This window comes from Variovorax sp. 01N425, assembly GCF_056399465.1.
The window spans coordinates 97,800-119,883 of record NZ_JBFTRJ010000020.1; the positions used below are offsets into that span (position 1 = coordinate 97,800).

Genomic DNA, 22,084 nt, shown 5'->3' on the forward strand with positions numbered 1-22,084 from the left:
TGGCACCAAGTTCAGTCTGCCTGGTTGCGTTTCTTGGCCGAGAGCGGCCGCTTGGCCTTGGCGCGCTTGATGGTGCCGCCGGGCGTGAGGCGCTGGTTGCCGAGCACGCGCAGGGTCTTGATCTCGGGCCGCTGGCCGCCGCGCTTGCTGTACTTCAGCACCTTGATGTCGCGCGGGCCGGGCATGCGGTCTTCATCGACCACGCGCTCCTTCTCGGGCTTGGGGCGCCACAGCACCAGCAGCTTGCCGATGTGCTGGATGGGGGCGGCACCGAGCTCGTCGGCGAGCTCTTGCAGCATGGCATCGCGGGCCAGGCGGTCGTCGGAGAAGACGCGGATCTTGATCAGGCCATGGGCCTTGAGCGCCGCGTCGGCTTCTTTCTTCACGGCAGGGGTGAGCCCGTCTCCACCGACCATGACGATCGGATCCAGGTGGTGAGCTTCGGCGCGGTGCACCTTGCGCTCGGCAGGGGTAAGTTGAATGGCGGGCATCCCCGTATTATCGACGCGTTACAAAGACCTCCATGAGCACCAAAGCCAAAAGCAAAAAAGTCAACAAAGCCTGGCTGCACGACCACATCAACGACCCGTATGTGAAACTGGCCACGCGCGAGGGATACCGCGCACGCGCCGCCTACAAGCTCAAGGAAATCGACGAATCGCTCGGGCTGGTCAAGCCGGGCCAGCTGGTGGTCGACCTGGGTTCCACGCCCGGAGCCTGGAGCCAGTACCTGCGCCGGCGCATGTCGCCCGAGGGCGCCGCGGCCGGCGAGCTGAACGGCACCATCATTGCGCTGGACATCCTGCCGATGGAGCCGATCGAGGGCGTGACCTTCCTGCAGGGCGATTTCCGCGAGGCGGAACTGCTGGAACAGGTGCTGGGCGTGCTGGCCGGCCGGAAGGCCGACCTGGTGGTTTCCGACATGGCCCCGAACCTGTCGGGCATCCATTCGGCCGATGCGGCCCGCGTGGCGCACCTGATCGAGCTGGCCATCGACTTTGCCCAGCACCACCTGAAGCCCGAGGGGGCACTGGTGGCCAAGCTCTTCCATGGCAGCGGCTATGACGAGCTGGTGAAGCTGTTCAAGGCGAACTTCCGCACCGTGAAGCCCTTCAAACCCAAGGCCTCGCGTGACAAATCATCGGAAACCTTCCTTGTCGGCATGGGTCTGAAGGCTCAGGAAACGCTTTGATACCTTGACGCCGGGCCCCGCAAAGCGTGCCCATGGGGCGCAAACCCTTGTCCGGCTATGGCTGCTTTAGGGAAATGCCCGCTTTTCGCAGCTTGAAAAGCCTAAAATGGGGCGCAATTGCGTATCCATAGCGCGTTCTTTTCACAATCTTGTCACGCGCTTTCGACTGGAGCTTCGTTTGAACAATCAGTGGTTTTCCAAAGTTGCCGTATGGCTCGTCATTGCCATGGTGTTGTTCACTGTGTTCAAGCAGTTCGACACCCGCGGCGGCGTCGGCTCAGGGACGGTGAGCTATTCGGAGTTCCTGGATCAGGTCCGAAACAACCAGATCAAGAGCGCCGTCATTCCTGAAGGTGCGGGCGGCGGAGAGATCGTGGCCGTCACCAACGAGGATCGCAAGATCCGCACGACCGCCACCGTGCTCGACCGCGGCCTGGTGGGCGACCTGATCGACCACAACGTCAAGTTCGACGTCAAGCCGCGCGAAGAGGGCTCGCTCCTCATGACGCTCTTGGTGAGCTGGGGGCCGATGCTGCTCCTGATCGGGGTCTGGATCTACTTCATGCGGCAGATGCAGGGCGGCGGCAAGGGCGGGGCGTTCAGCTTCGGCAAGAGCAAGGCCCGCATGATGGACGAGAACAACAACACGGTCACTTTTGCCGACGTCGCGGGCTGCGACGAGGCCAAGGAGGAGGTCCGCGAGGTGGTCGACTTCCTGAAGGACCCGCAGCGCTTCCAGAAGCTTGGCGGCCGCATTCCGCGCGGCCTGCTGCTGGTCGGCCCTCCGGGCACCGGCAAGACCTTGCTGGCCAAGTCGATTGCAGGTGAAGCCAAGGTGCCGTTCTTCTCGATCTCGGGTTCGGACTTCGTCGAAATGTTCGTCGGCGTGGGCGCGGCGCGCGTGCGCGACATGTTCGAGAACGCCAAGAAGAACGCGCCCTGCATCATCTTCATCGACGAAATCGATGCGGTGGGCCGCCAGCGCGGTGCCGGCCTGGGTGGCGGCAACGACGAGCGCGAGCAAACGCTGAACCAGATGCTGGTGGAGATGGACGGCTTCGAAACTAACCTGGGCGTGATCGTGGTGGCTGCCACCAACCGCCCGGACATCCTGGACGCCGCGCTGCTGCGCCCGGGCCGCTTCGACCGCCAGGTGTACGTGACGCTGCCCGACATCCGCGGCCGCGAGCAGATCCTGGGCGTTCACATGCGCAAGGTGCCGCTCGGCCAGGACGTGAACCCGAGCGTCATTGCGCGCGGCACGCCCGGCATGTCCGGCGCCGACCTGGCCAACCTCTGCAACGAAGCCGCACTGATGGCTGCACGCCGCAATGCGCGCGTGGTCGAGATGCAGGACTTCGAGAAGGCCAAGGACAAGATCTTCATGGGCCCCGAGCGCAAGAGCATGGTCATGCCCGAGGAAGAGCGCCGCAACACGGCCTACCACGAGTCCGGCCACGCGCTCATCGGCAAGCTGCTGCCCAAGTGCGATCCGGTCCACAAGGTCACCATCATCCCGCGTGGCCGGGCCCTGGGCGTGACCATGAGCCTGCCGGCGCAGGACCGCTACAGCTATGACCGCGAATACATGCTGAACCAGATCAGCATGCTGTTCGGCGGCCGCATCGCCGAAGAAGTGTTCATGCACCAGATGACCACCGGCGCCAGCAACGACTTCGAGCGCGCGACCTCCATCGCCCGCGACATGGTCACGCGCTACGGCATGACCGACGCGCTGGGACCGATGGTCTATGCCGAGAACGAAGGCGAAGTGTTCCTCGGCCGCTCGGTCACCAAGACCACCAACATGAGCGAGCAGACCATGGAAAAGGTCGACGCCGAAGTGCGCCGCATCATCGACGAGCAGTACGCCCTGGCGCGCCGCCTGATCGAGGAAAACAGCGACAAGATGCACGTCATGGCCAAGGCCCTGCTCGAATGGGAAACCATCGACACGGAACAGCTCGACGACATCATGGCCGGCCGCGCACCGCGCCCGCCCAAGGACTGGACGCCGCGCATTCCGCCTTCGGGCAGTGGCGGCAGCGGCGGCACGCCGGCAGTCAATCCGGATCCGGCACCCACAGTGGCCTGAAGTGAATCCGGTGTTCAACACCAACGGGGCCATGGGCCCCGTTTTCGATGATGAAGGTGCCGCATGACGATGGCCCCCGCGGTGGTCTGGCAGGCCGGCCGTTTTGCAATCGATCTCGCGCAGCCGCGCGTGATGGGCATCGTCAACGTCACCCCCGACTCCTTCTCCGACGGCGGCGCGCATGCTTCCACCGAGGCCGCGCTGCGGCATTGCGAGCAGTTGCTGAAGGAGGGCGCCGACATCCTCGACATTGGGGGCGAGTCGACCCGCCCCGGCAGCCCGGCCGTGCCGCTCGATGCGGAACTTGCACGCGTGTTGCCGGTGGTCCGGGAAGCCGTCAAGCTCAACGTGCCGCTGTCCATCGACACCTACAAGCCGGAAGTCATGCGCGCGGTGCTCGAACTGGGCGCCGACATCGTCAACGACGTCTGGGCGCTGCGCCGGCCCGGTGCGCGCGAAACGGTGGCGGCGCATCCCTCGTGCGGCATCTGCCTGATGCACATGCATCGGGATCCGCAGACCATGCAGACCGCGCCCATGCAGGGCGATGTGGTGCCCCAGGTGCTGTCGTTCTGGGCGGAGCAGGTGGCCCGGTTGCAGGCGCTGAAGGTCGATCCGTCGCGGATCACGCTGGACCCGGGCATCGGCTTCGGCAAGACCGTGGCGCAGAATTTTGCGCTGCTGGCGCGCCAGCGCGAACTGCTCGATGCCGGCTGTCCGCTGCTGCTGGGCTGGTCGCGCAAATCGTCGATCGGCACGGTCAGCGGCATTCCGGCGGCCGCCGAGCGCCTGGTGCCCAGCGTGACTGCGGCGGTGCTGGCCGTGGACCGCGGCGCGGCCATCGTGCGGGTGCACGACGTGCGCGACACCGTGGCGGCCATCGCCGTGTGGCGCGCCATGAAGGCCGAAGAGACACATCCATAACAAAACCCGAGAACAAGAACGAATCCATGACCCGCAAATACTTTGGCACCGACGGCATCCGCGGCACGGTCGGCCAGTCGCCCATCACGCCCGATTTCGTGCTGCGCCTCGCGCATGCCGTGGGCCGCGTGCTCAAGAAGAGCGAGGCGCGCCCCACGGTGCTGATCGGCAAGGACACGCGCATCTCGGGCTACATGCTCGAGTCCGCGCTGGAGTCGGGCTTCAACTCCGCGGGGGTCGACGTGGTGCTGCTGGGGCCGCTGCCGACGCCCGGCGTCGCCTACCTGACCCGCGCCCAGCGCGCGAGCCTGGGCGTGGTGATCAGCGCCAGCCACAACGCCTATCCAGATAACGGCATCAAGTTCTTCAGCGCGCAGGGAACCAAGCTCGACGATGCATGGGAGCTTGCAGTGGAAGCCGCGCTCGAGGAGGCTCCCGTGTGGGTCGACTCCGCCAATCTCGGCAAGGCACGCCGCCTCAACGACGCGCCGGGCCGCTACATCGAGTTCTGCAAGAGCACCTTCGCCAACGACCTGACGCTGCGCGGCATGAAGCTCGTGGTCGATGCGGCGCATGGCGCGGCCTACCAGGTGGCGCCGAATGTGTTCCACGAACTGGGTGCCGAGGTCAGCAGCATCGGCTGCGCACCCGACGGCCTCAACATCAACAAGGGCTTCGGCGCGACCCATCCGGCCGCGCTGGTCGAGGCCGTCACGGCGCAGAAGGCCGACTACGGCATCGCGCTCGACGGCGACGCCGATCGCCTGCAACTGGTCGACGCCAGCGGGCGGCTGTTCAATGGCGACGAGCTGCTCTACCTCATGGTGGCGGAGCGCATCGCGCGCGGCGACAAGCCGGCAGGCGTGGTCGGCACGCTCATGACCAACAAGGCGATCGAGGTGGCGCTGCGCGGGCAGGGCATCGAGCTGGTGCGCGCCAAGGTGGGCGACCGCTATGTGCTCGAGGAACTCGAAAAGCGCGGCTGGCTCCTGGGCGGCGAGGGCTCGGGCCACCTGCTGGCGCTCGACCGCCACACCACCGGGGACGGCATCGTGAGCGCGCTGCAGGTGCTGCAGGCCTGCGTGCGCAGCGGCAAGACGGTGGCGCAGCTGCTCGCGGAGATCACGCTGTTTCCGCAGGTGCTGATCAATGTCCGCCTGACGCCGGGACAGGACTGGAAGAACAACGATGCGCTGGCCGGCGAAACGCGCCGCATCGAAGCCGAGCTCGGCGACAGCGGCCGTGTGCTGATCCGTGCGAGCGGCACCGAACCGCTGGTGCGCGTGATGGTCGAGGCGCGCGATGCGAAGCAGGCGCAGTCTTGCGCGCAGCGGCTTGCCGCCACCCTGGAACCTGCACGGTGACGATGGTCGAGGTCGTGCTGGCGGACTACCGCAACGCCGCGCACGCGGCTGCGCTGGTCGGCCTGCTCGACGCCTACGCACGCGATCCCGCGGGCGGCGGCACGCCGCTCGAAGCGGGTGTGCTGGCCGAGCTGCCTGCGGCGCTGGCCGCGAGGCCGCAAGCCTTCAGCGTGCTCGCGTACGACGGGCCAACGCCCGTGGGCCTGGTCAACTGCATCGAAGGCTTCTCGACCTTCGCCTGCAAGCCGCTGGTCAATGTGCACGACGTGGTCGTGCTGCCCAGCCATCGCGGCCGGCGCATCGCGCAGCGCATGCTTGCGCGGGTGGAGCAGGAGGCCCGCGCGCGCGGCGCCTGCAAGCTCACGCTCGAGGTGCTGTCGGGCAATGCGCCGGCGCTGCGCAGCTATGAACGCGAGGGCTTCGCCGGCTATCAGCTCGATCCGGCGTTCGGGCACGCCGTCTTTTTGCAGAAGAAGCTCTGAAAGAGAAAAGGGCCGAGGCGCATGGTTCGCCGTCGGCCCTCACAAATCAGAAGCGCGTGACGGGCATGTCGGCATCGCCCTTGTTCGGCGCGTACTTGCCCAGCTCCCACTTGGCGATCGCATTGCGGTGCACTTCGTCCGGGCCGTCCGCGAAGCGCAGCGTGCGCGCGCCGGCATAGGCGTAGGCGAGCGGGAAGTCATCGGACATGCCGCCGCCGCCGTGGACCTGCATGGCCCAGTCGATCACCTGGCAGGCCATGCTGGGCGCGACCACCTTGATCATCGCGATCTCGTTCTTGGCGACCTTGTTGCCGGCCACGTCCATCAGCCATGCGGCCTTGAGCGTGAGCAGGCGCGCCATGTCGATCTTGCAGCGCGCTTCGGCGATGCGCTCCTGCGTGACGGTCTGCGAGGCGACGGTCTTGCCGAAGGCCACGCGCGAGGAGGCGCGCTTGCACATCAGCTCGAGCGCGCGCTCGGCCAGGCCGATCAGGCGCATGCAGTGGTGGATGCGTCCGGGGCCGAGGCGGCCCTGGGCAATTTCGAAGCCGCGGCCTTCGCCGAGCAGCATGTTGTCGGCCGGCACGCGCACGTTCTCGAAGTACATCTCGACGTGGCCGTGCGGCGCGTCGTCGTAGCCCATCACGTTGAGCGGCCGCACGATGCGGATGCCCTTGGCGTCGGCCGGCACGATGATCATGCTCTGCTGCGAATGCCGCGGCGCGTCGGGGTCGCTCTTGCCCATGGTGATGAAGACGGCGCAGCGCGGATCGGCAGCGCCCGAGATCCACCACTTGCGGCCGTTGATGACGTACTCGTCGCCCTGGCGCTCGATGCGGGTCGAGATGTTGGTCGCGTCGCTGGAGGCGACATCGGGTTCGGTCATGGCGAAGGCCGAGCGGATCTGGCCTTCGAGCAGCGGCTTGAGCCAGCGCGCCTTGATGGCTTCGGAGCCGTAGCGGGCAATGGTCTCCATGTTGCCCGTGTCCGGCGCCGAGCAGTTGAAGGCTTCCGAGGCCCATGGCACGCGGCCCATGATCTCGGCCAGCGGCGCGTATTCCTGGTTGGTGAGGCCGGCGCCTTCGTAGCCCGAGGCGGCCGCGCTGTCGACCGGCAGGAACAGGTTCCACAGGCCCTGGGCCTTGGCCTTTTCCTTGAGCTTCTCGACGGTCTTGAGCGCGGTCCAGCGCTTGCCTGCGGCCGTGTTGGCGGCCAGCTCGGCGGAATACTCGGCTTCGGCCGGATAGATGTGCGCATCCATGAATGCGCTCACGCGCTTCTGGAGCTCCTTGGTTTTTGCCGAGTATTCGAAGTCCATCGTCTGTCTCCTGGTGGGGTGTGGGGGCGGTTATGCCTTCTGGGCAAACTGCCAGGCCATTTCGGCCATGGGGCGCGCGCCGCGGGCCGAAGCCACGGCCTGCTCGCTCGATGCGGTGCCTGCCTCGACCCGCTTGGCAATGCCTTGCAGGATCGCGGCCATGCGGAACAGGTTGTAGGCCTGGTAGAAATTCCAGTCGGGCGCCAGCGCCTCGGGCGTGGTGATGCGCGTGCGCTCGCAGTAGCGGCGGATGTATTCGCTCTCGGTGGGTATGCCCAGCGCCGCGACATCCACGCCGCCGATGCCGCGGCCCGTGGTGGGGGGCATGTGCCAGGACATGCAGTGGTAGCTGAAGTCCGCCAGCGGATGGCCCAGCGTGGAGAGCTCCCAGTCGAGCACCGCGATGATCCGCGGCTCCGTGGCATGGAACATCACGTTGTCCAGGCGGTAGTCGCCATGGACGATCGAAACCTTGGTCTCGTCGCGCGCGCTCGCCGGCATATGGGCGGGAAGCCAGTCGATCAGGCGCTCCATGGCCTCGATCGGCTGCGACAGTTCACCGGCGCCATCGGCCGAGGCCTTGTACTGCTTGCTCCAGCGGCCGATCTGGCGCTCGAAGTAGTTGCCGGGCTTGCCGTAGTCCGCAAGGCCGCGCTCGGCGAACTTCACGGTGTGCAGCGCCGCGATGACGCGGTTCATCTCGTCGTAGATGGCCGCGCGCCCGGCGTTGTCCATGCCGGGCAGGGCCTGGTCCCACAGCACGCGGCCCTGCATGAACTCCATCACGTAGAAAGCGCGGCCGATCACGGCTTCGTCCTCGCACAGGCAATGCATGCGCGGCACGGGCACGCCGGTGCCGGCCAGGCCGCTCATGACCTTGAATTCACGCTCCACCGCATGGGCCGAGGGCAGCAGCTTGGCAACCGGGCCCGGCTTGGCGCGCATCACGTAGCTCTGCGTGGGCGTGACGAGCTTGTAGGTCGGGTTCGATTGCCCGCCCTTGAACATCTCGACCGTCAGCGGTCCCTGGAAGCCGTCGAGGTTCTTCGCCAGCCACGCGGCGAGCGCCTCGACGTCGAAGGCATGCTGCTGCGAGACCGCACGGGTGCCGATGAAGTTGGAGAAGTCCTGGCTCATGTCAATGATCTGCTTCCGAGACGCGCATCAATGCTGCGCGGTCCAATACGACCAGGCCGCCCGGCTCGATGCGGATGGTGCCCTCGCGTTCCATGGTCTTGAGTTCCTGGTTGACGCGCTGGCGCGAGGCGCCGAGCAGCTGGGCGAGTTCTTCCTGCGCCAGCTGCAGGCCGATGCGCATCTGGCTGCCGTCTTCCAGGTTGGGCACGCCGTAGCTGCGCACCAGGTGGATGAGCTGCTTGGCCAGGCGTGCACGCAGGGGCAGGGTGTTGAGGTCTTCCACCAGCCCGAACAGCGTGCGGATGCGGCGCGCCTGCAGCCGCATCAGCGCTTCGTACAGCTCCACGTGCGCAGCCAGGATCTTCTGGAAGTCGGCCCGCGCCACGCACAGGATGGTGGTGTCCCCATGCGCATAGGCATCGTGCGTGCGCCGGTCCCCGTCGAACATCGCCACGTCGCCGAACCAGATGCCCGGCTCCACGTAGGTCAGCGTCACCTGCTTGCCCGAGACGGCCGTCGAGCTGACGCGCACCGCGCCCTTGGCGCAGGCGATCCAGTGGTCGGGAGGGTCGCCGCGGGCAGCGATCAGGTCGCCGTCCTTGAAGCGTTTGACGAAAGCACATCGGAGGATGTCGTGCCGTAGCGATGGAGAAAGAGAAGAAAACCAGCGACCACTGTTGATCGCTTCACGTTCTTCGATGGTAAGAATGGGGTCGTCCATTGGTCTGTCCTGTCGGCGACTGAAAAACTGAGGGGTGTCGCAGGAGCGACGGCGTGCCGCTACTCGTAGTGCGGTGGTTTCTTGTCGATGAACGCGGCAATGCCGACGCCCGCATTCGGGTGGTGCAGGTTGCGAACGAAATGGTCGCGCTCCTGCGAGAGCTGCGACGCGAAGGTGGCGCCGGGCGCTTCGCTCAGCAGCTCCTTGATGCTGGCCAGCGAATTGGGCGCGCGTGCATTGAGCCGGGCCGCCAGCGCCAGGGCGCTTGCAAGCGCCTGGCCGTGCTCGCTCAGTTCGTTGACCAGCCCGAGCGCATGCAGCCGCGGCGCGCCGATGCGCTCGCCGCACATCAGCCACTCGCTGGCCAGCTGGCGCGGCAATGCACGCGCGAGCTGCCAGCTCAGGCCGCCGTCGGGCGAGAGCGCCACGTTGCTGTACGACGCCGCAAAGACCGCGTCGCGCGCGGCCACCACGAAATCGCAGGCCAGTGCCAGCGAGAAGCCGGCACCTGCGGCCGCGCCTTCGACCGCCGCGATGATGGGCTTGGGGAAGGCGCGGATCGAGTCGATCCAGTTGTGCAGGCCCTCGATGCTTTCGGCCTGCACCGAAGGATCGCGCTGCCGGTTGTCGGACAGCCGCTGCAGCGAGCCGCCGGCGCAGAACCATGCGGCTTCGCCCACGATGACGACGCTGCGGATCTCATCGCTGCTCTCGGCGCCGTTGAGCGCCTCGATGCCTGCGGCGTAGATCTCGGGGCCCAGGGCATTGCGCTGGGTCGGGTTGGCGATCGTCAGCACCATGGTGCGTCCCTCGCTGGTGCTCTTCAGTTCGGCGGTCATCGCTGTGATGCTTTCGTTTTTTGGTGTTGGTCTGCTTATTCTTCTTCGTGCAGCAGGCTCAGGCCGATCGCACCGCGGCGGCGCAGCCAGGGGCTGGGGCGGTAGCGCGGATCGCCGTAGACGGTCTGCAGGTTGAACAGCACTTCGAGCATGTTGGTCGGGCCGTACAGGTTGCCCATGGCCAGCGGGCCGCGCGGATAGCCCAGGCCCAGCTGGACCGCGGTTTCGAGGTCGGCCGGCGAGCAGACGCGCTGCTGGCACATGTCGGCGGCAATGTTCACGATGGTGCCGATCACGCGCTGCGTCACGAAGCCGCCGCTGTCGCGGATCACGCTCACCGCCTTTGCATCGCGCGCGAAGAGCGCATGCGCCGCATCGCGGATGTCGCGCCGCGTGGCGGGGTTGGTGGCGAGCACGCGGCGCTTGGTGGCGGCATCGTCGATCAGCATGTCGATGCCCATCGTGCGCGTGGCGTCCAGCCGCTCGACCGCGGCCACCGTGGTCACGTCGAAGCCCAGCGGGGCCACCAGGATCAGCGACGTGGGCGCCGCCGTGGCGCCGCTGTCGATCTGCGCGCCCAGTGCGTTCACCAGCCGCAGCAGCTCGGCCCGGCGCGCAGCGCGCGGCGAAACCCAGACCGAGGGCATCGCCGCCACCACCGGCACCGCCGGCTCGGCGGGCTGCTGCATCACGCCGTCGTTGTAGCGGTAGAAGCCTTCATTGGTCTTGCGGCCCAGCACGCCGGCCGCCAGCCGCTGGGCGGTGATCACGCTCGGACGGAAGCGCGGCTCCTCGTAGTACTGGTGGTAGATCGATTCCATCACCGGATGCGACACATCGAGCGCGGTCAGGTCCATCAGCTCGAAGGGGCCCAGGCGAAAGCCGGCCTGCTCCTTCAGGATGCGGTCGATGGTGGCGAAATCGGCCACGCCTTCGCCGACGATGCGCAGTGCTTCCGTGCCGTAGCCGCGGCCCGCGTGGTTGACGATGAAGCCCGGCGTGTCCTGCGCCTGCACGGCGCTGTGGCCCATCTGCACCGCATAGCCCGCGAGCTGCTTGCAGACCTCGGCCGAAGTCTTGAAGCCGGCCACCACCTCGACCACCTTCATCAGCGGCACCGGGTTGAAGAAGTGAAAGCCCGCCACGCGCTCCGGATGCGCGAGCCCGGCCGCAATGGCCGTGACCGACAGCGACGAGGTGTTGGTGGCCAGCGTGGTCGTGGGCGCGACCACTGTTTCGAGTTCGCGGAACAGCTTGCGCTTGACTTCGAGGTCTTCGACCACCGCTTCGATGACCAGGTCGCACTGGGCCAGTGCCCCGACCGAGTCGACCGCCTTCACGCGGGCGATTTGCGCATCGCGCGCCGCGGCGTCGATCTTGCCCTTCTCGTGCAGCTTGTTCCATTGGGCCGCGAGGGCTTCGCGCCCGCGTTCGGCGGCACCTGCAAAACTGTCGAGCAGCAGCACTTCGCTGCCCGCCTGGGCCGCGATCTGTGCGATGCCTCGGCCCATGGCGCCGGCGCCGACGACGCCGATCCGGGTGTAGTTGACTGTCATTGGAAAAGATCTTCGCTGGTTGGAGGGTGTCCGGGGCCGCCTGCAGGCACCGGGCCCGGAGTTTGCGCAGCCTTCGATTTTGCAGCCATCGGCCGCAGGGGCATGCCGGGTTTTACGCGGGGCCGCCGCGCGGTCAGGCCGGCCGGCGGCTGCGGTCGATGGCCACGCTCAGGCCGATGGCCGCGAGCAGCAGGGCAAAACCGGCCCAGTTCATCCACGCGACCGCGTCGTTGGCAAGCAGCCATCCACCCAGCCCGGCACCCACCGCCTGGCCGACATAGATGCCGGAACTGTTCAGCGCCACCGAGCCCGGCGCGAGCGCGGGGGCCAGGCCGACCAGCCGCGCCTGCTGCGCCGAATTGGTCGCGAAGCAGCCCAGCCCCCAGGGCACGAGCACCGCCGCCAGCCACGGCAGCGTACCGGCCCATGGCCAAAGGAAGAGGCTCAGCGCGATCAGCGAACTCGTCAGCAGCACCATGCGGCCCGCGCCCACGCGGTCGATGAACCGGCTCACGAGCATGTTGCCCGCAAGGCCGAACACGCCGAACAGCGCCCACATCAGGCTCAGCATGGTGGGGTCCGCGCCGAAGTCCCGCTTCAGGATCGGCCCGAAATAGCTGAACAGCACGAACTGGCCAGCCCCCTGCAGCGCTGTGACCGAGACGATGCCCATCAGCACCGGGCTGCGCAGCACGCGCGCCCAGGCGGCCGCCGTCAGCGCCGCGGGGCGGATGCCCTGCGGCAGGGTCAGCCAGATCGATGCCGCACTGGCGATGCTCAGCAGCGCGATCGCTCCGAAAGCCATGCGCCAGCCGAGATGGCCGCCCACCAGCGCACCGATGGGCAGCCCGAGCACCGAGGCCAGCGACCAGCCCAGGAAGACGAAAGTCACGGCGCGGCCGCGATGCTCCGGCGGCACCAGCATGCCGGCGCAGGCCGCAGCCTGGGGCGTGAAGATGGCGGGCGCCACCACCGTGAGCATGCGCACCGGCAGCAGGGCACCGAAGCTCGGCATCAGCGCCGCAATGGCATGCCCGGCCGCGTACCAGAGCAGGGTGAGGGCGAGCAGCTGGCGGCGGTCCCAGCCTGCGACAGCTGCCGCCAGCAGCGGCGCGCCCAGGCACATCACGACCGCGGCCACCGTGATCAGCTGGCCCGCAGTCGCCACAGAGACAGACAGCGACGCGCTGATTTCATTGAGCGTGCCGGGCACCACCATCACGCCCGTGCCGATCACGAAATTGCCGGCCAGCAAGGCCCACAGTGCGCCCCGGGGCGCGGCCCGGCGGCTCATGGATTCACCGGCGAACCTGCAGCGCGCCGGGGTTCACGATGTTGGTGGGGTTGCCCTTGATGAAGCTCACGACATTGTCGAAAGCCTGGCCGAAATAGCTTTCGTAGCTGTCCTGCTCGACATAGCCGATGTGCGGCGTGCAGATGCAGTTCTCCAGCCGCAGCAGCGCATGGCCCTGCAGCGGCGGCTCGCTCTCGAACACGTCGACCGCCGCCAGTCCGGGCCGGCCGCGGTTGAGCGCAGCAAGCAGCGCATCGGCCTCGACCAGTTCGGCGCGCGAGGTGTTGACGAAGAGCGCGGTCGGCTTCATGCGCGAAAGATCCTCGAGCTTGACCAGACCGGTGGTTTCCTCGTTGAGCCGCAGATGCACCGACAGCACGTCGGCCGCGGCGAAGAACTCGTGGCGGTTCTGCGCCACCTGGAAGCCGTCGGAGCGTGCCTTGGCACAGCTTGCCTCGCGCCCCCAGATCACCACCTGCATGCCGAAGGCCTGTCCGTAGCGCGCCACCAGCTGGCCGATGCGGCCGTAGCCCCAGATGCAGAGCGTCTTGCCCTTGAGCACCGAGCCCAGCCCGAAATTGGGCGGCATGGAGGCCGACTTGAGCCCCGATTGCTGCCAGGCCCCGTGCTTGAGGTTGCTGATGTACTGCGGCAGGCGGCGCATGGCCGCCATGATCAGTGCCCAGGTCAGCTCGGCAGGCGCCTGCGGCGAGCCGGTGCCCTCGGCCACCGCCACGCCGCGCTCCGTGCAGGCCGTGACATCGATATGGCCGCCCACGCGCCCGGTCTGCGAAATGAGCTTGAGCTTGGGGAGCTTTTCGATCAGCTGGCGAGAGATGTGGGTGCGCTCGCGGATCAGCACGATCACGTCGGCATCCTTCAGCCGCACCGAGAGCTGCCCGATGCCCTTGACCGTGTTGGTGTAGACCTTGGCTGCATACGCGTCCAGCTTGGCGGCGCAGCGCAGCTTGCGCACGGCGTCCTGGTAATCGTCGAGGATCACAATGTTCATGGCGTGCCATTGTGCCTCGCAGCATTGGCATGGCGCGCGTGTGAACGTTTGGATACCCACCCCGGGTAGCGGTCACCGGGGGTGCACGGGTTCAGTGCAGCTGGGTGGAGCGGGGCGAGGGGCTGATGGCTTCCATCGCCTCGAGTGCCGCCAGCCGGTCGAGCTCGGCGCAGACATCGGCCATGCGGCCCGAGATCACCATGCGGTTGGTGCTGCGTTTGTCGCCTTGGCGGCCGTCGACCACCCGGATGACGCGCAGCGGCCGCACGGGCGCCGGCGCTGCGCTGGGCGCTGCCGCCTGCGCGCGGGCCGTGCAGGCCGGCCGGACCGCGACGTAGCGCAACCCGGCGGATGTGCCGGCGGCGTCGCGACGGGCCGGGCGGCGCGCTGGCAGCAGCCGGCTTGCAAGCGATTGCAGCGGCATCCACAAATCAGCGATGGCGAGGAGGGCGATTCCCATGTGAACTCCAAAAAAGTCTGAGGTTGAACACAGGCAGGATTTCTTTGAATGGACGCAACAGGGTGATGGCGACAAAGCGCCATACGCCCGCCACCTGTTGCGGCCGGATGGGGTGCAGGCCGCGCGGCCTACATCAGCATGGTGTTGCGGATGAGGCCCACCGCCAGGCCTTCGATCTCGAAGGGCTCGCCGGGCTGGACCACGATGGTCGGGTAGTCGGGGTTTTCAGCGTGCAGCTCGATGACCTGCTTGTTGCGCTTGAGGCGCTTGACCGTGACCTCGTCGCCCAGGCGTGCCACCACGATCTGGCCGTTGCGCGCCTCCTTGGTGGCCTGGACCGCGAGCAGGTCGCCGTCCATGATGCCGGCATCGCGCATGGACATGCCGCGCACCTTGAGCAGGTAGTCGGGCTGGCGCTGGAACAGCGTGTTCTCGACGTAGTAGGTCTGGTCGACGTGCTCTTGCGCGAGGATTGGCGAGCCCGCCGCCACACGGCCGATGAGGGGCAGCGCGAGCTGCGACATGCCGGGCAGCGAGAGGGAGAACTGGCCGCCTTCGCGGTGGCGCGACTCGTTGAGCGAACGCAGCGCGTCGCCCTTGAGCCGGATGCCGCGCGAAGTGCCGCTCACGAGTTCGATCACGCCCTTGCGGGCCAGGGCCTGCAGGTGCTCCTCGGCGGCATTGGCCGACTTGAAACCCAGCTCATTGGCGATTTCGGCCCGCGTAGGCGGCGCGCCGGTACGGGCGATGGCGCTCTGGATCAAGTCCAGGATCTGCTGCTGGCGGGCGGTAAGCTTCACGGCGAACTGCATATGTGGTTCCTTGCGGCACTGGCTGAATATCCAGTACCTGTATTTTTAACCAGTTTTTAAAAGTTGGCAACCCATGGTTAATTCCCTTTCCTCCGGCCTGCGGCGCATCGTGGTCCTGGGCACCGGCGGCACCATCGCAGGCCGGGCCGCGAGCGGTGCCGACAACATAGGCTACACCGCCGGAGAAGTGGGTGTGGCGGACCTGCTCGGCGGCATCGATGCGCCCGCAGGGCTGGCGCTCGTGGCGGAGCAGGTGGCGCAGCTCGACAGCAAGGACATGGCTTTCGACGTCTGGCTGCAGCTCGCCAGGCGCTGCGCCTCCTGGCTGGCCGAGGCCGACGTGGCGGGCGTGGTGATCACGCACGGCACCGACACCATCGAGGAAACGGCTTTCTTCCTCCAGGCGGTGCTTGCGGCCGGCAAGCCCGTGGTGCTGACCTGCGCCATGCGCCCGGCCAGTTCGCTTTCGCCCGACGGTCCGCAGAACCTGCGCGATGCCATCGCCGTGGCGGCCACGCCGGCGGCGCACGGCGTGACGGTGGTCTGCGCGGGTGCCATCCACGGCGCGCTCGATGTGCAGAAGGTGCACACCTACCGCCCCGACGCGTTTTCATCGGGCGATGCCGGGCCGGTCGGCTATGTGGAAGAGGGGGCAGTGCGGCGCCTGCGCGACTGGCCGCAGCCGATGGGCGCGGTCCCGAAAATTCCTGAGCCAAAGGCAGGCGCGGCGGTGCGCTGGCCCCGGGTCGAGATCGTCACCAGCCATGCGGGTGCAAGCGGCGCGCTCGTCGACCTGCTGCTGCAGGAGCGGGCATCGGGCGTTGCCGAGCCGGTTCGCGGGCTGGTCGTGGCCGCGACCGGCAATGGCACGGTGCACCATGCGCTGGAGGCTGCGGCGCTGCGGGCTCAGGATGCCGGCGTGGCGGTGCTGCGTGCCACCCGCTGCGCAAACGGACGCATCCTGCCGAAGTCCGGCGATCCGCTGCGGGACGCCGGTGCGCTCACGCCCGTCAAGGCGCGCATCGCGCTGATGCTGGAACTGATGGAAACGGTGGCCGCCTGAACGGCGGCCGCGCGCAGCCGACGAGATTCAGCTGCTGAGGGCCGCGAGTGCGCGCTGCTTGATCTCTTCGACGCTGCCCACGCCCTGGATGGCGCGGTACTTCGGCGCCGAGGCCGGATCGGCCTTGGCCCAGGCCGAGTAGTAGTCGACCAGCGGACGCGTCTGCTGGCTGTAGACCTCGAGCCGCTTGCGCACGGTTTCTTCCTCGTCGTCCTTGCGCTGGATCAGGTCTTCGCCCGTGATGTCGTCCTTGCCTTCGACCTTGGGCGGATTGAACTTGACGTGGTAGGTACGGCCCGACGCAGGATGCGAGCGGCGGCCGCTCATGCGTTCGATGATGTCGCTGAACGGCACGTCGATTTCGAGCACGTAGTCGAGCTTGACGCCGGCCGCCTTCATGGCGTCGGCCTGCGGAATGGTGCGCGGGAAGCCGTCGAACAGGAAACCGCCGGCGCAATCGGGCTGCGCGATGCGTTCCTTCACAAGGTTGATGATCAGGTCGTCGCTCACGAGCCCGCCGGACTCCATGACGGCCTTGGCCTGCTGCCCGAGCGGGGTGCCGGCCTTGACGGCGGCGCGCAGCATGTCGCCGGTCGAAATCTGAGGAATGCCGTATTTCTGGCAGATGAAGGCTGCTTGCGTGCCTTTGCCCGCCCCGGGCGCGCCCAGCAAAATTAGTCTCATGGTGTCCTCGGAGGGTTCTTCGATCTTGTGTCGCGCCCAGCGTCAGCCCGGGAGCGGGGCAAGGCGGAATTGCGTCGAGGATAGCATGCGACAGCGTGAAGAATTTCCGCTGCCGCCCTCGCAGCAGCGCACTTTTTCAGCGCGCCGGATCGGCGGCGAAGACCGCGCGCACGCGCTCGAGGTCTGCGGGAGTATCGACGCCAGGCCCCGGCGCGACATGGCTGACGTGCACCGCGATGCGATGCCCGTGCCACAGCGCGCGCAGTTGTTCGAGCGCTTCGGTGGCCTCGACGGGTGCGGGTGCCAGCGAAGGAAAGCTGCGCACGAAGCCGGCGCGGTAGCCATAGATGCCGATGTGCCGCAGCGGCGCCGGTGCGGGCAGCACGGAAGGCGGCGCACCGTTGGCGGAACCGTCGCGCCACCACGGAATGGGCGCGCGGCTGAAGTACAGCGCATTGCCCTGCGCATCGAGCACCGCCTTCACCACGTTCGGGTTCAGGAAGTCGTCGAGCGAGTCGATCTCGTGGGCCGCGGTGCTCATGGCGGCTTCCGGGTGGGCGGCCAGCGCGGAGGCCACGGCGTCGATGAGCGCAGGGTCGATCAGCGGCTCGTCGCCCTGGACATTGACGATGATGTCGCTGCCGTCCAGCCCCAGTTGCTCGCAGGCTTCGGCCAGGCGGTCGGAGCCGCTCGGGTGGTCCTGGCGGGTCAGGATGGCTTCCACGCCATGCCTTGCGCAGGCCTCGACGATGGCCGCGTCGTCGCCCGCCACCACCACGCGCGCGGCGCCGGATTGGCTGGCACGCCGGGCCACGCGCACCACCATGGGCAGGCCGGCAATGTCGGCCAGCGGCTTGTTGGGCAGCCGCGTCGAAGCCAGCCGGGCCGGCACCAGGACGGTGAAGCTCACAGCCCCAGCTCTTCGTCGGACAGGGTGCGGGCCTCGTTCTCGAGCAGCACGGGGATGCCGTCGCGCACCGGATAGGCCAGGCGTGCGCTGCGCGAGCAGAGCTCCTGCTTCTCCGGGTTCCAGGTCAGCGGGCCCTTGGTGACGGGGCAGACGAGCAGTTCAAGCAGCTTGGTATCCATCGAGCGATGATAGCTTTGCGTCGAGCGCCGCGAAGAATTCCGGCGAGGGTGCGAAGTCCAGCGGCACCGCCAGCGCGTCGGGGGCCCTGGGCCACAGCTTGACGGCATCTTTTTCGGTGCAGACGAGGCGCTGCCCGGTGCCGGCGGGGCGCTGCCAGCCTTCGAAATCGTAGTGGTCCGGCAGGGCGATCGTCTCGGCAAGCGTCAGCCCGCGTGCCCGCAGCATGCCGAAGAACGCTTCGGGCCGCGCAATGGCCGCCAGCGCGATCAGCGGTTCGCCGGCGAGAGCGTCGAGTGGCGTGCGTCTGCCGTCGCTCGCCACGGCGTCGCGCGCGAGCGAACGGGTGGCGGTGTAGCCGCCCTTGAAGGCGGGACGTTCCCCGCTGTGGAGCACCAGGTCGCACGGGCGCGGCCAGCGCTCGCGCAGCGGACCCGCGGGCAGCCGCCAGCCGTTGCCCACGCCGCGGTCGTCGAACACGCAGATCTCGATGTCGCGCGCCAGCGCCAGGTGCTGCAGCCCGTCGTCGCTCACGATGACCTGCGTGGCCGGGTGCCGGGCGAGCAGGGCGCGCGCGGCCTCGATGCGGCGCCGCGCCACGAACACCGGTACGCCGGTGGCGCGGCGAATCAGCAGCGGTTCATCGCCGACATCATGGGCGTTGCTCTCGGCGAGCACTTCGCGGCAGTCGCCGGTGCGGCGGCCGTAGCCGCGCGACACCACGCCAACCTGTAGCCCGCGGGCCTGCAGGTGCCGCACGACCGCCATCACGACCGGCGTCTTGCCCGCGCCGCCGGCAACCACGTTGCCAACCACGATCACCGGCACCGGGACGCGTTCGGTCGTGCGCCATCCCATCCGGTAGAGCCAGCGCCGCAGCCCGAAAAGCGCCGCGTAGAGCAGCGACAGGGGCCACAGCAGGCAAGCCAGCGCGCCGCGATGCAGCCAGGCGCGCTGCAGCCGCGAGGCCGGCACAGCGATCGGGCCGGTCGTGCCGATGGTGCTGCGGCCCTGCGACGGCACTCAGTGCCCTGCTTGCTGCGCCGAAGACTGGGCTGCGAACGTGATCTGCACCAGTCCCACGCGGCGAGCGGCTTCCATCACCGTGATCACAGCCTGGTGCGGGCTGCTGGCGTCGGCGCTGATGATGACCACGCTGTCCTTGCCGCCCGTGGCGGCCGCGCCCAGTGCGGCGGCCACGGTGTCCACGTTGCGGTCGGCCACCGGCTTCTTGTTGATCGAGTAGCGGCCGTCGGCGGAGACCGCCACGATCACCTCCTTGGGATAGTCGCGCTGCGAATCCACGTCCGCCGTCGGCAGCCGAAGCTGCATTTCGGTGAACTTGCTGTAGGTGGTCGACAGCATCAGGAAGATCAGGATGACCAGCAGCACGTCGATGAACGGGATCAGGTTGATCTCCGGCTCGTCGCGCGCACCGTGGCGAAACTGCATGCGGCCGCGGCTCATGGCAAGCCTCCGCGAGGCGGCGTGGCGCAGGCAGTTGCAAGCGATGCGAAGCCCATCATTTGCGCAATGCGTTCAAATGGCGCGCGAAGCGCTCGCCCGACAGTTCGAGGTTCAGCAGGTATTCGTCGACCCGGCTGCGGAAATAGCGCCAGAAGATCAGCGTCGGAATGGCCACGATCAGGCCGAAAGCCGTGTTGTACAGCGCAATCGAAATGCCGTGCGCCAACTGCGCGGGGTTCCCGGAGCCCACCGCGCCGCTGCCGGGCGACTGCGAGCCGAAGATCTCGATCATGCCGATGACCGTGCCCAACAGGCCGAGCAGCGGTGCCGCCGATGCAATGGTGGCCAGCGCCGGCAGGTAGCGTTCCAGCTTGTGCGCCACGGTGCGGCCCGAGGCCTCCATGGCGGCGCGCAGGTCGTCCTCGGTGCAGCGCGGATTGGCGTTGAGCGCCCGCAGGCCGGCGGCCAGCACCTGGCCGAGCATCGAATTGCGTTCGAGCTTGGTCACCACGTCGGGCCCCGGCACGGAACCGTGCGACACGGTGATGGCTTCGTCGAGCAGCTTGGGCGGCAGGACCCTCACGGTCTTGAGGCTTGTGAAACGTTCGATAACCAAGGCGAGCGCAATGATCGAACAGGCGAGCAATGGCCAAATCGGCCAGCCCGCGGCAACTATGATGGAAAACAAGGAATCCTCCGGCCCCGTAGACTGCAAATGCGCGGCGATTATCCACCGAGGCCACCATCGCCACGCGGCTTGTTTGCATGTCAGCGAAGACGCACAGATTCTGTGGATAACTTTGTGATTAACCCGCTGCGCAAGTTGTCCGGACCCGCATGGGACGGGCCTCCCGCTAGATCGATTGAATTTTGAGCAGTTCTTTTTCCAATGAAATCAACAGCTTGCACGACAAACCGTGCACCTGTTCCGTGCCCGGACCGCGGCACCAAGGCGGGGCAACCCACTGTGGAAGAGTGGCCGCCGGCCGCGCGGGTGTCCTGTGAACCTGCGTGACTCGAATCCAACGCCGGGCCCGCGGATCTGGGCTGTGGGCGCGCTGTGCCGGGCGGTGGCCGACGCGCTCGATGCGCGCTTCAACCCGGTCGCGGTGCGCGGCGAGATTTCCGGCTTCTCGCGCGCGTCGAGCGGACATTGTTACTTCGCGCTCAAGGATTCGTCCGGCCAGCTGCGCTGCGCGATGTTCCGGCGCGCCGCGGGCCTGCTCGATTTTTCGCCGCGCGACGGCGACCAGGTCGAAGTGCGCGGGCGGCTCGCGGTGTACGAACCGCGCGGCGACCTGCAACTGGTGGTCGAAAGCCTGCAGCGCGCCGGCCAGGGCGCGCTGTTCGAGCAATTCCTGCAGCGCAAGGCGCGGCTCGAGGCCGAAGGGCTCTTCGATCCGGAGCGCAAGCGGGCGCTGCCGGTCATGCCGCGCGCGGTCGGCCTCGTCACCTCGCTCGGCGCCGCGGCGCTGCACGACGTGGTCACGGCGCTGCGGCGCCGCGTGCCGCACATTCCCGTGGTGCTGGCGCCGGCGGCGGTGCAGGGCGCCAACGCGCCGGCGGAACTCGTGCGCGCGCTGCAATCGCTGTACGCACTGGAACCGGCCGTCGACGTGATCCTGCTGGTGCGCGGCGGCGGCTCCATCGAGGATCTCTGGGCGTTCAATGATGAAGCCCTGGCGCGCACCATCGTCCAAAGCCCGGTTCCGCTGATCTGCGGCGTCGGCCACGAAACCGACTTCACCATCGCCGACTTCTGCGCCGACCTGCGCGCGCCCACGCCCACGGCCGCGGCGGAGCTCGTCAGCGCGCCCCAGGCGATGTGGCTCGGTGCGATCGATCTGCTGGATGAACGGCTCGACAGCGCACTGGGTGCGCGCCTCGATGTACTGGGGCAGCGCCTCGACCAGGCGGCAGCGCGCCTGGGCCGGCCCTCCGGGCTGGTGGCGCGCCAGCAGCTGCGGCTCGCGCATCATTCGCAGCGGCTGCGCTATGCGCTGCTGTCCAGGGCCGAGCGCCTGGCCCAGGTGCCGCGCGCGATTGCTGCCGATTTTCCGCTCAGGCTCGAGCGCGCGATGGCGCAGCGGCGCGAGCGGCTGGAACGCGTCGCCCTGCGCCTGCGGCTGCTCGATCCTGCGCTGGTGCTCCAGCGCGGCTATGCCTGGCTCACCGATCCCGACGGCCGCGCGATCGTCAGCGCCAAGAAGCTGAGCCCGGGCGATGCCGTGGTCGCGCGGCTCGCCGATGGTTCGGTCGACCTGGCCGTCGTGCCCGGCAAAACGGGAACGCGTCCGACGCCGGGCGCGTAATTCCTTTCTAGAATCCTTTATTCCCCACAACCAACCCACGAGAAAAAACCATGGAACATGTGCTCCCACCCCTGCCATACGCCCTTGACGCGCTGGCACCCGAGTACTCGAAGGAGACCCTCGAGTACCACTACGGCAAGCACCACAATGCCTACGTGGTGAACCTCAACAACCTGCAAAAGGGCACCGAGTTCGAGTCGATGCCTCTCGAGGACATCGTCAAGAAGTCCAGCGGCGGCATCTACAACAACGCCGCCCAGATCTG

23 protein-coding genes and 1 pseudogene are annotated in these 22,084 nt (G+C 67.7%); 8 read left to right on the forward strand and 16 right to left on the reverse strand.

The genetic code is table 11. The features are described from left to right. Window positions 1-11: 11 nt before the first annotated feature. Window positions 12-491, reverse strand: a complete 480-nt coding sequence (locus AC1DSC_RS28565; protein ID WP_012747730.1) for a YhbY family RNA-binding protein — start codon at window positions 489-491, stop codon at window positions 12-14. Window positions 492-523: 32 nt separating this feature from the next. Between AC1DSC_RS28565 and AC1DSC_RS28570 the strand changes: the two genes are divergently transcribed. The 5 genes from AC1DSC_RS28570 to AC1DSC_RS28590 all read left to right on the forward strand — a co-directional run bounded on the left by AC1DSC_RS28570 (window position 524) and on the right by AC1DSC_RS28590 (window position 6,057). Continuing rightward, on the forward strand, window positions 524-1,192 hold the full coding sequence (locus AC1DSC_RS28570) for an RlmE family RNA methyltransferase (protein WP_012747731.1): 669 nt from the start codon (window positions 524-526) through the stop codon (window positions 1,190-1,192). 178 nt (window positions 1,193-1,370) lie between these two features. Further along, window positions 1,371-3,287 (forward strand): ATP-dependent zinc metalloprotease FtsH, encoded by a 1,917-nt coding sequence (gene ftsH / locus AC1DSC_RS28575; protein WP_012747732.1) that lies wholly within the window; start codon window positions 1,371-1,373, stop codon window positions 3,285-3,287. 63 nt (window positions 3,288-3,350) lie between these two features. Further along, a complete protein-coding gene (gene folP / locus AC1DSC_RS28580; RefSeq protein WP_012747733.1) occupies window positions 3,351-4,211 on the forward strand; it encodes a dihydropteroate synthase in 861 nt (286 codons plus the stop codon). Window positions 4,212-4,237: 26 nt separating this feature from the next. Beyond that, window positions 4,238-5,575, forward strand: coding sequence for a phosphoglucosamine mutase (gene glmM / locus AC1DSC_RS28585; protein WP_012747734.1), 1,338 nt, complete (start codon window positions 4,238-4,240; stop codon window positions 5,573-5,575). 2 nt (window positions 5,576-5,577) lie between these two features. After that, window positions 5,578-6,057, forward strand: a complete 480-nt coding sequence (locus AC1DSC_RS28590) for a GNAT family N-acetyltransferase (RefSeq protein ID WP_012747735.1) — start codon at window positions 5,578-5,580, stop codon at window positions 6,055-6,057. 46 nt (window positions 6,058-6,103) lie between these two features. Here AC1DSC_RS28590 and AC1DSC_RS28595 read toward each other — a convergent pair whose 3' ends face one another. The 9 genes from AC1DSC_RS28595 to lexA form a co-directional block, all read right to left on the reverse strand. Then, entirely contained in the window at window positions 6,104-7,375 is a 1,272-nt protein-coding gene (locus AC1DSC_RS28595) for an acyl-CoA dehydrogenase family protein (RefSeq protein WP_012747736.1), read from the reverse strand. 30 nt (window positions 7,376-7,405) lie between these two features. Next, entirely contained in the window at window positions 7,406-8,512 is a 1,107-nt protein-coding gene (locus AC1DSC_RS28600; protein ID WP_012747737.1) for a phosphotransferase, read from the reverse strand. Between the two features lies 1 nt (window position 8,513). Then, a complete protein-coding gene (locus AC1DSC_RS28605; protein ID WP_012747738.1) occupies window positions 8,514-9,233 on the reverse strand; it encodes a Crp/Fnr family transcriptional regulator in 720 nt (239 codons plus the stop codon). Window positions 9,234-9,292: 59 nt separating this feature from the next. Then, the gene (locus AC1DSC_RS28610) at window positions 9,293-10,072 is read right to left on the reverse strand and encodes an oxepin-CoA hydrolase, alternative type (protein ID WP_012747739.1); all 780 of its coding nucleotides are present in this window, start codon (window positions 10,070-10,072) and stop codon (window positions 9,293-9,295) included. 35 nt (window positions 10,073-10,107) lie between these two features. Further along, a complete protein-coding gene (locus AC1DSC_RS28615; RefSeq protein WP_012747740.1) occupies window positions 10,108-11,628 on the reverse strand; it encodes a 3-hydroxyacyl-CoA dehydrogenase in 1,521 nt (506 codons plus the stop codon). A gap of 133 nt (window positions 11,629-11,761) precedes the next feature. Further along, window positions 11,762-12,922, reverse strand: coding sequence for an MFS transporter (locus AC1DSC_RS28620; RefSeq protein ID WP_012747741.1), 1,161 nt, complete (start codon window positions 12,920-12,922; stop codon window positions 11,762-11,764). 4 nt (window positions 12,923-12,926) lie between these two features. Then, the gene (locus AC1DSC_RS28625; protein ID WP_012747742.1) at window positions 12,927-13,934 is read right to left on the reverse strand and encodes a D-2-hydroxyacid dehydrogenase family protein; all 1,008 of its coding nucleotides are present in this window, start codon (window positions 13,932-13,934) and stop codon (window positions 12,927-12,929) included. A 91-nt stretch (window positions 13,935-14,025) separates the two neighbouring features. Then, window positions 14,026-14,394: a hypothetical protein gene (locus AC1DSC_RS28630; RefSeq protein ID WP_012747743.1), complete on the reverse strand. Its 369-nt coding sequence runs from the start codon at window positions 14,392-14,394 to the stop codon at window positions 14,026-14,028. 128 nt (window positions 14,395-14,522) lie between these two features. Next, window positions 14,523-15,206 carry a transcriptional repressor LexA gene (gene lexA, locus AC1DSC_RS28635; protein ID WP_012747744.1) on the reverse strand — a complete coding sequence of 228 codons (684 nt, stop codon included), beginning with the start codon at window positions 15,204-15,206 and terminating at the stop codon, window positions 14,523-14,525. A 73-nt stretch (window positions 15,207-15,279) separates the two neighbouring features. Here lexA and AC1DSC_RS28640 point away from each other — a divergent pair, with 73 nt between their 5' ends. After that, the gene (locus AC1DSC_RS28640) at window positions 15,280-16,269 is read left to right on the forward strand and encodes an asparaginase (RefSeq protein WP_012747745.1); all 990 of its coding nucleotides are present in this window, start codon (window positions 15,280-15,282) and stop codon (window positions 16,267-16,269) included. A gap of 27 nt (window positions 16,270-16,296) precedes the next feature. On the opposite strand, the gene adk is transcribed toward AC1DSC_RS28640, so the two are convergent. The 6 genes from adk to AC1DSC_RS28670 form a co-directional block, all read right to left on the reverse strand. Then, a complete protein-coding gene (gene adk / locus AC1DSC_RS28645) occupies window positions 16,297-16,953 on the reverse strand; it encodes an adenylate kinase (RefSeq protein ID WP_012747746.1) in 657 nt (218 codons plus the stop codon). 136 nt (window positions 16,954-17,089) lie between these two features. Then, window positions 17,090-17,863 carry a 3-deoxy-manno-octulosonate cytidylyltransferase gene (kdsB, locus tag AC1DSC_RS28650; RefSeq protein ID WP_012747747.1) on the reverse strand — a complete coding sequence of 258 codons (774 nt, stop codon included), beginning with the start codon at window positions 17,861-17,863 and terminating at the stop codon, window positions 17,090-17,092. After that, complete coding sequence (locus AC1DSC_RS28655; RefSeq protein WP_007836935.1) at window positions 17,860-18,042, reverse strand: Trm112 family protein; 183 nt, start codon at window positions 18,040-18,042, stop codon at window positions 17,860-17,862. The genes kdsB and AC1DSC_RS28655 overlap by 4 nt, the downstream gene beginning before the upstream one ends. Then, a complete protein-coding gene (gene lpxK / locus AC1DSC_RS28660; protein WP_208856322.1) occupies window positions 18,023-19,039 on the reverse strand; it encodes a tetraacyldisaccharide 4'-kinase in 1,017 nt (338 codons plus the stop codon). Before lpxK ends, AC1DSC_RS28655 begins: the two co-directional genes overlap by 20 nt. 24 nt (window positions 19,040-19,063) lie before the next feature. Next, a complete protein-coding gene (locus tag AC1DSC_RS28665) occupies window positions 19,064-19,492 on the reverse strand; it encodes an ExbD/TolR family protein (protein WP_026284063.1) in 429 nt (142 codons plus the stop codon). Between the two features lie 70 nt (window positions 19,493-19,562). Beyond that, window positions 19,563-20,195, reverse strand: coding sequence for a MotA/TolQ/ExbB proton channel family protein (locus AC1DSC_RS28670; RefSeq protein WP_012747750.1), 633 nt, complete (start codon window positions 20,193-20,195; stop codon window positions 19,563-19,565). A gap of 313 nt (window positions 20,196-20,508) precedes the next feature. On the opposite strand from AC1DSC_RS28670, the gene xseA reads away from it, so the two are divergent. After that, window positions 20,509-21,819, forward strand: coding sequence for an exodeoxyribonuclease VII large subunit (gene xseA, locus AC1DSC_RS28675; RefSeq protein ID WP_012747751.1), 1,311 nt, complete (start codon window positions 20,509-20,511; stop codon window positions 21,817-21,819). Window positions 21,820-21,869: 50 nt separating this feature from the next. Further along, window positions 21,870-22,084 (forward strand): annotated as a pseudogene (locus tag AC1DSC_RS28680) (superoxide dismutase [Fe]); the annotation flags it as partial.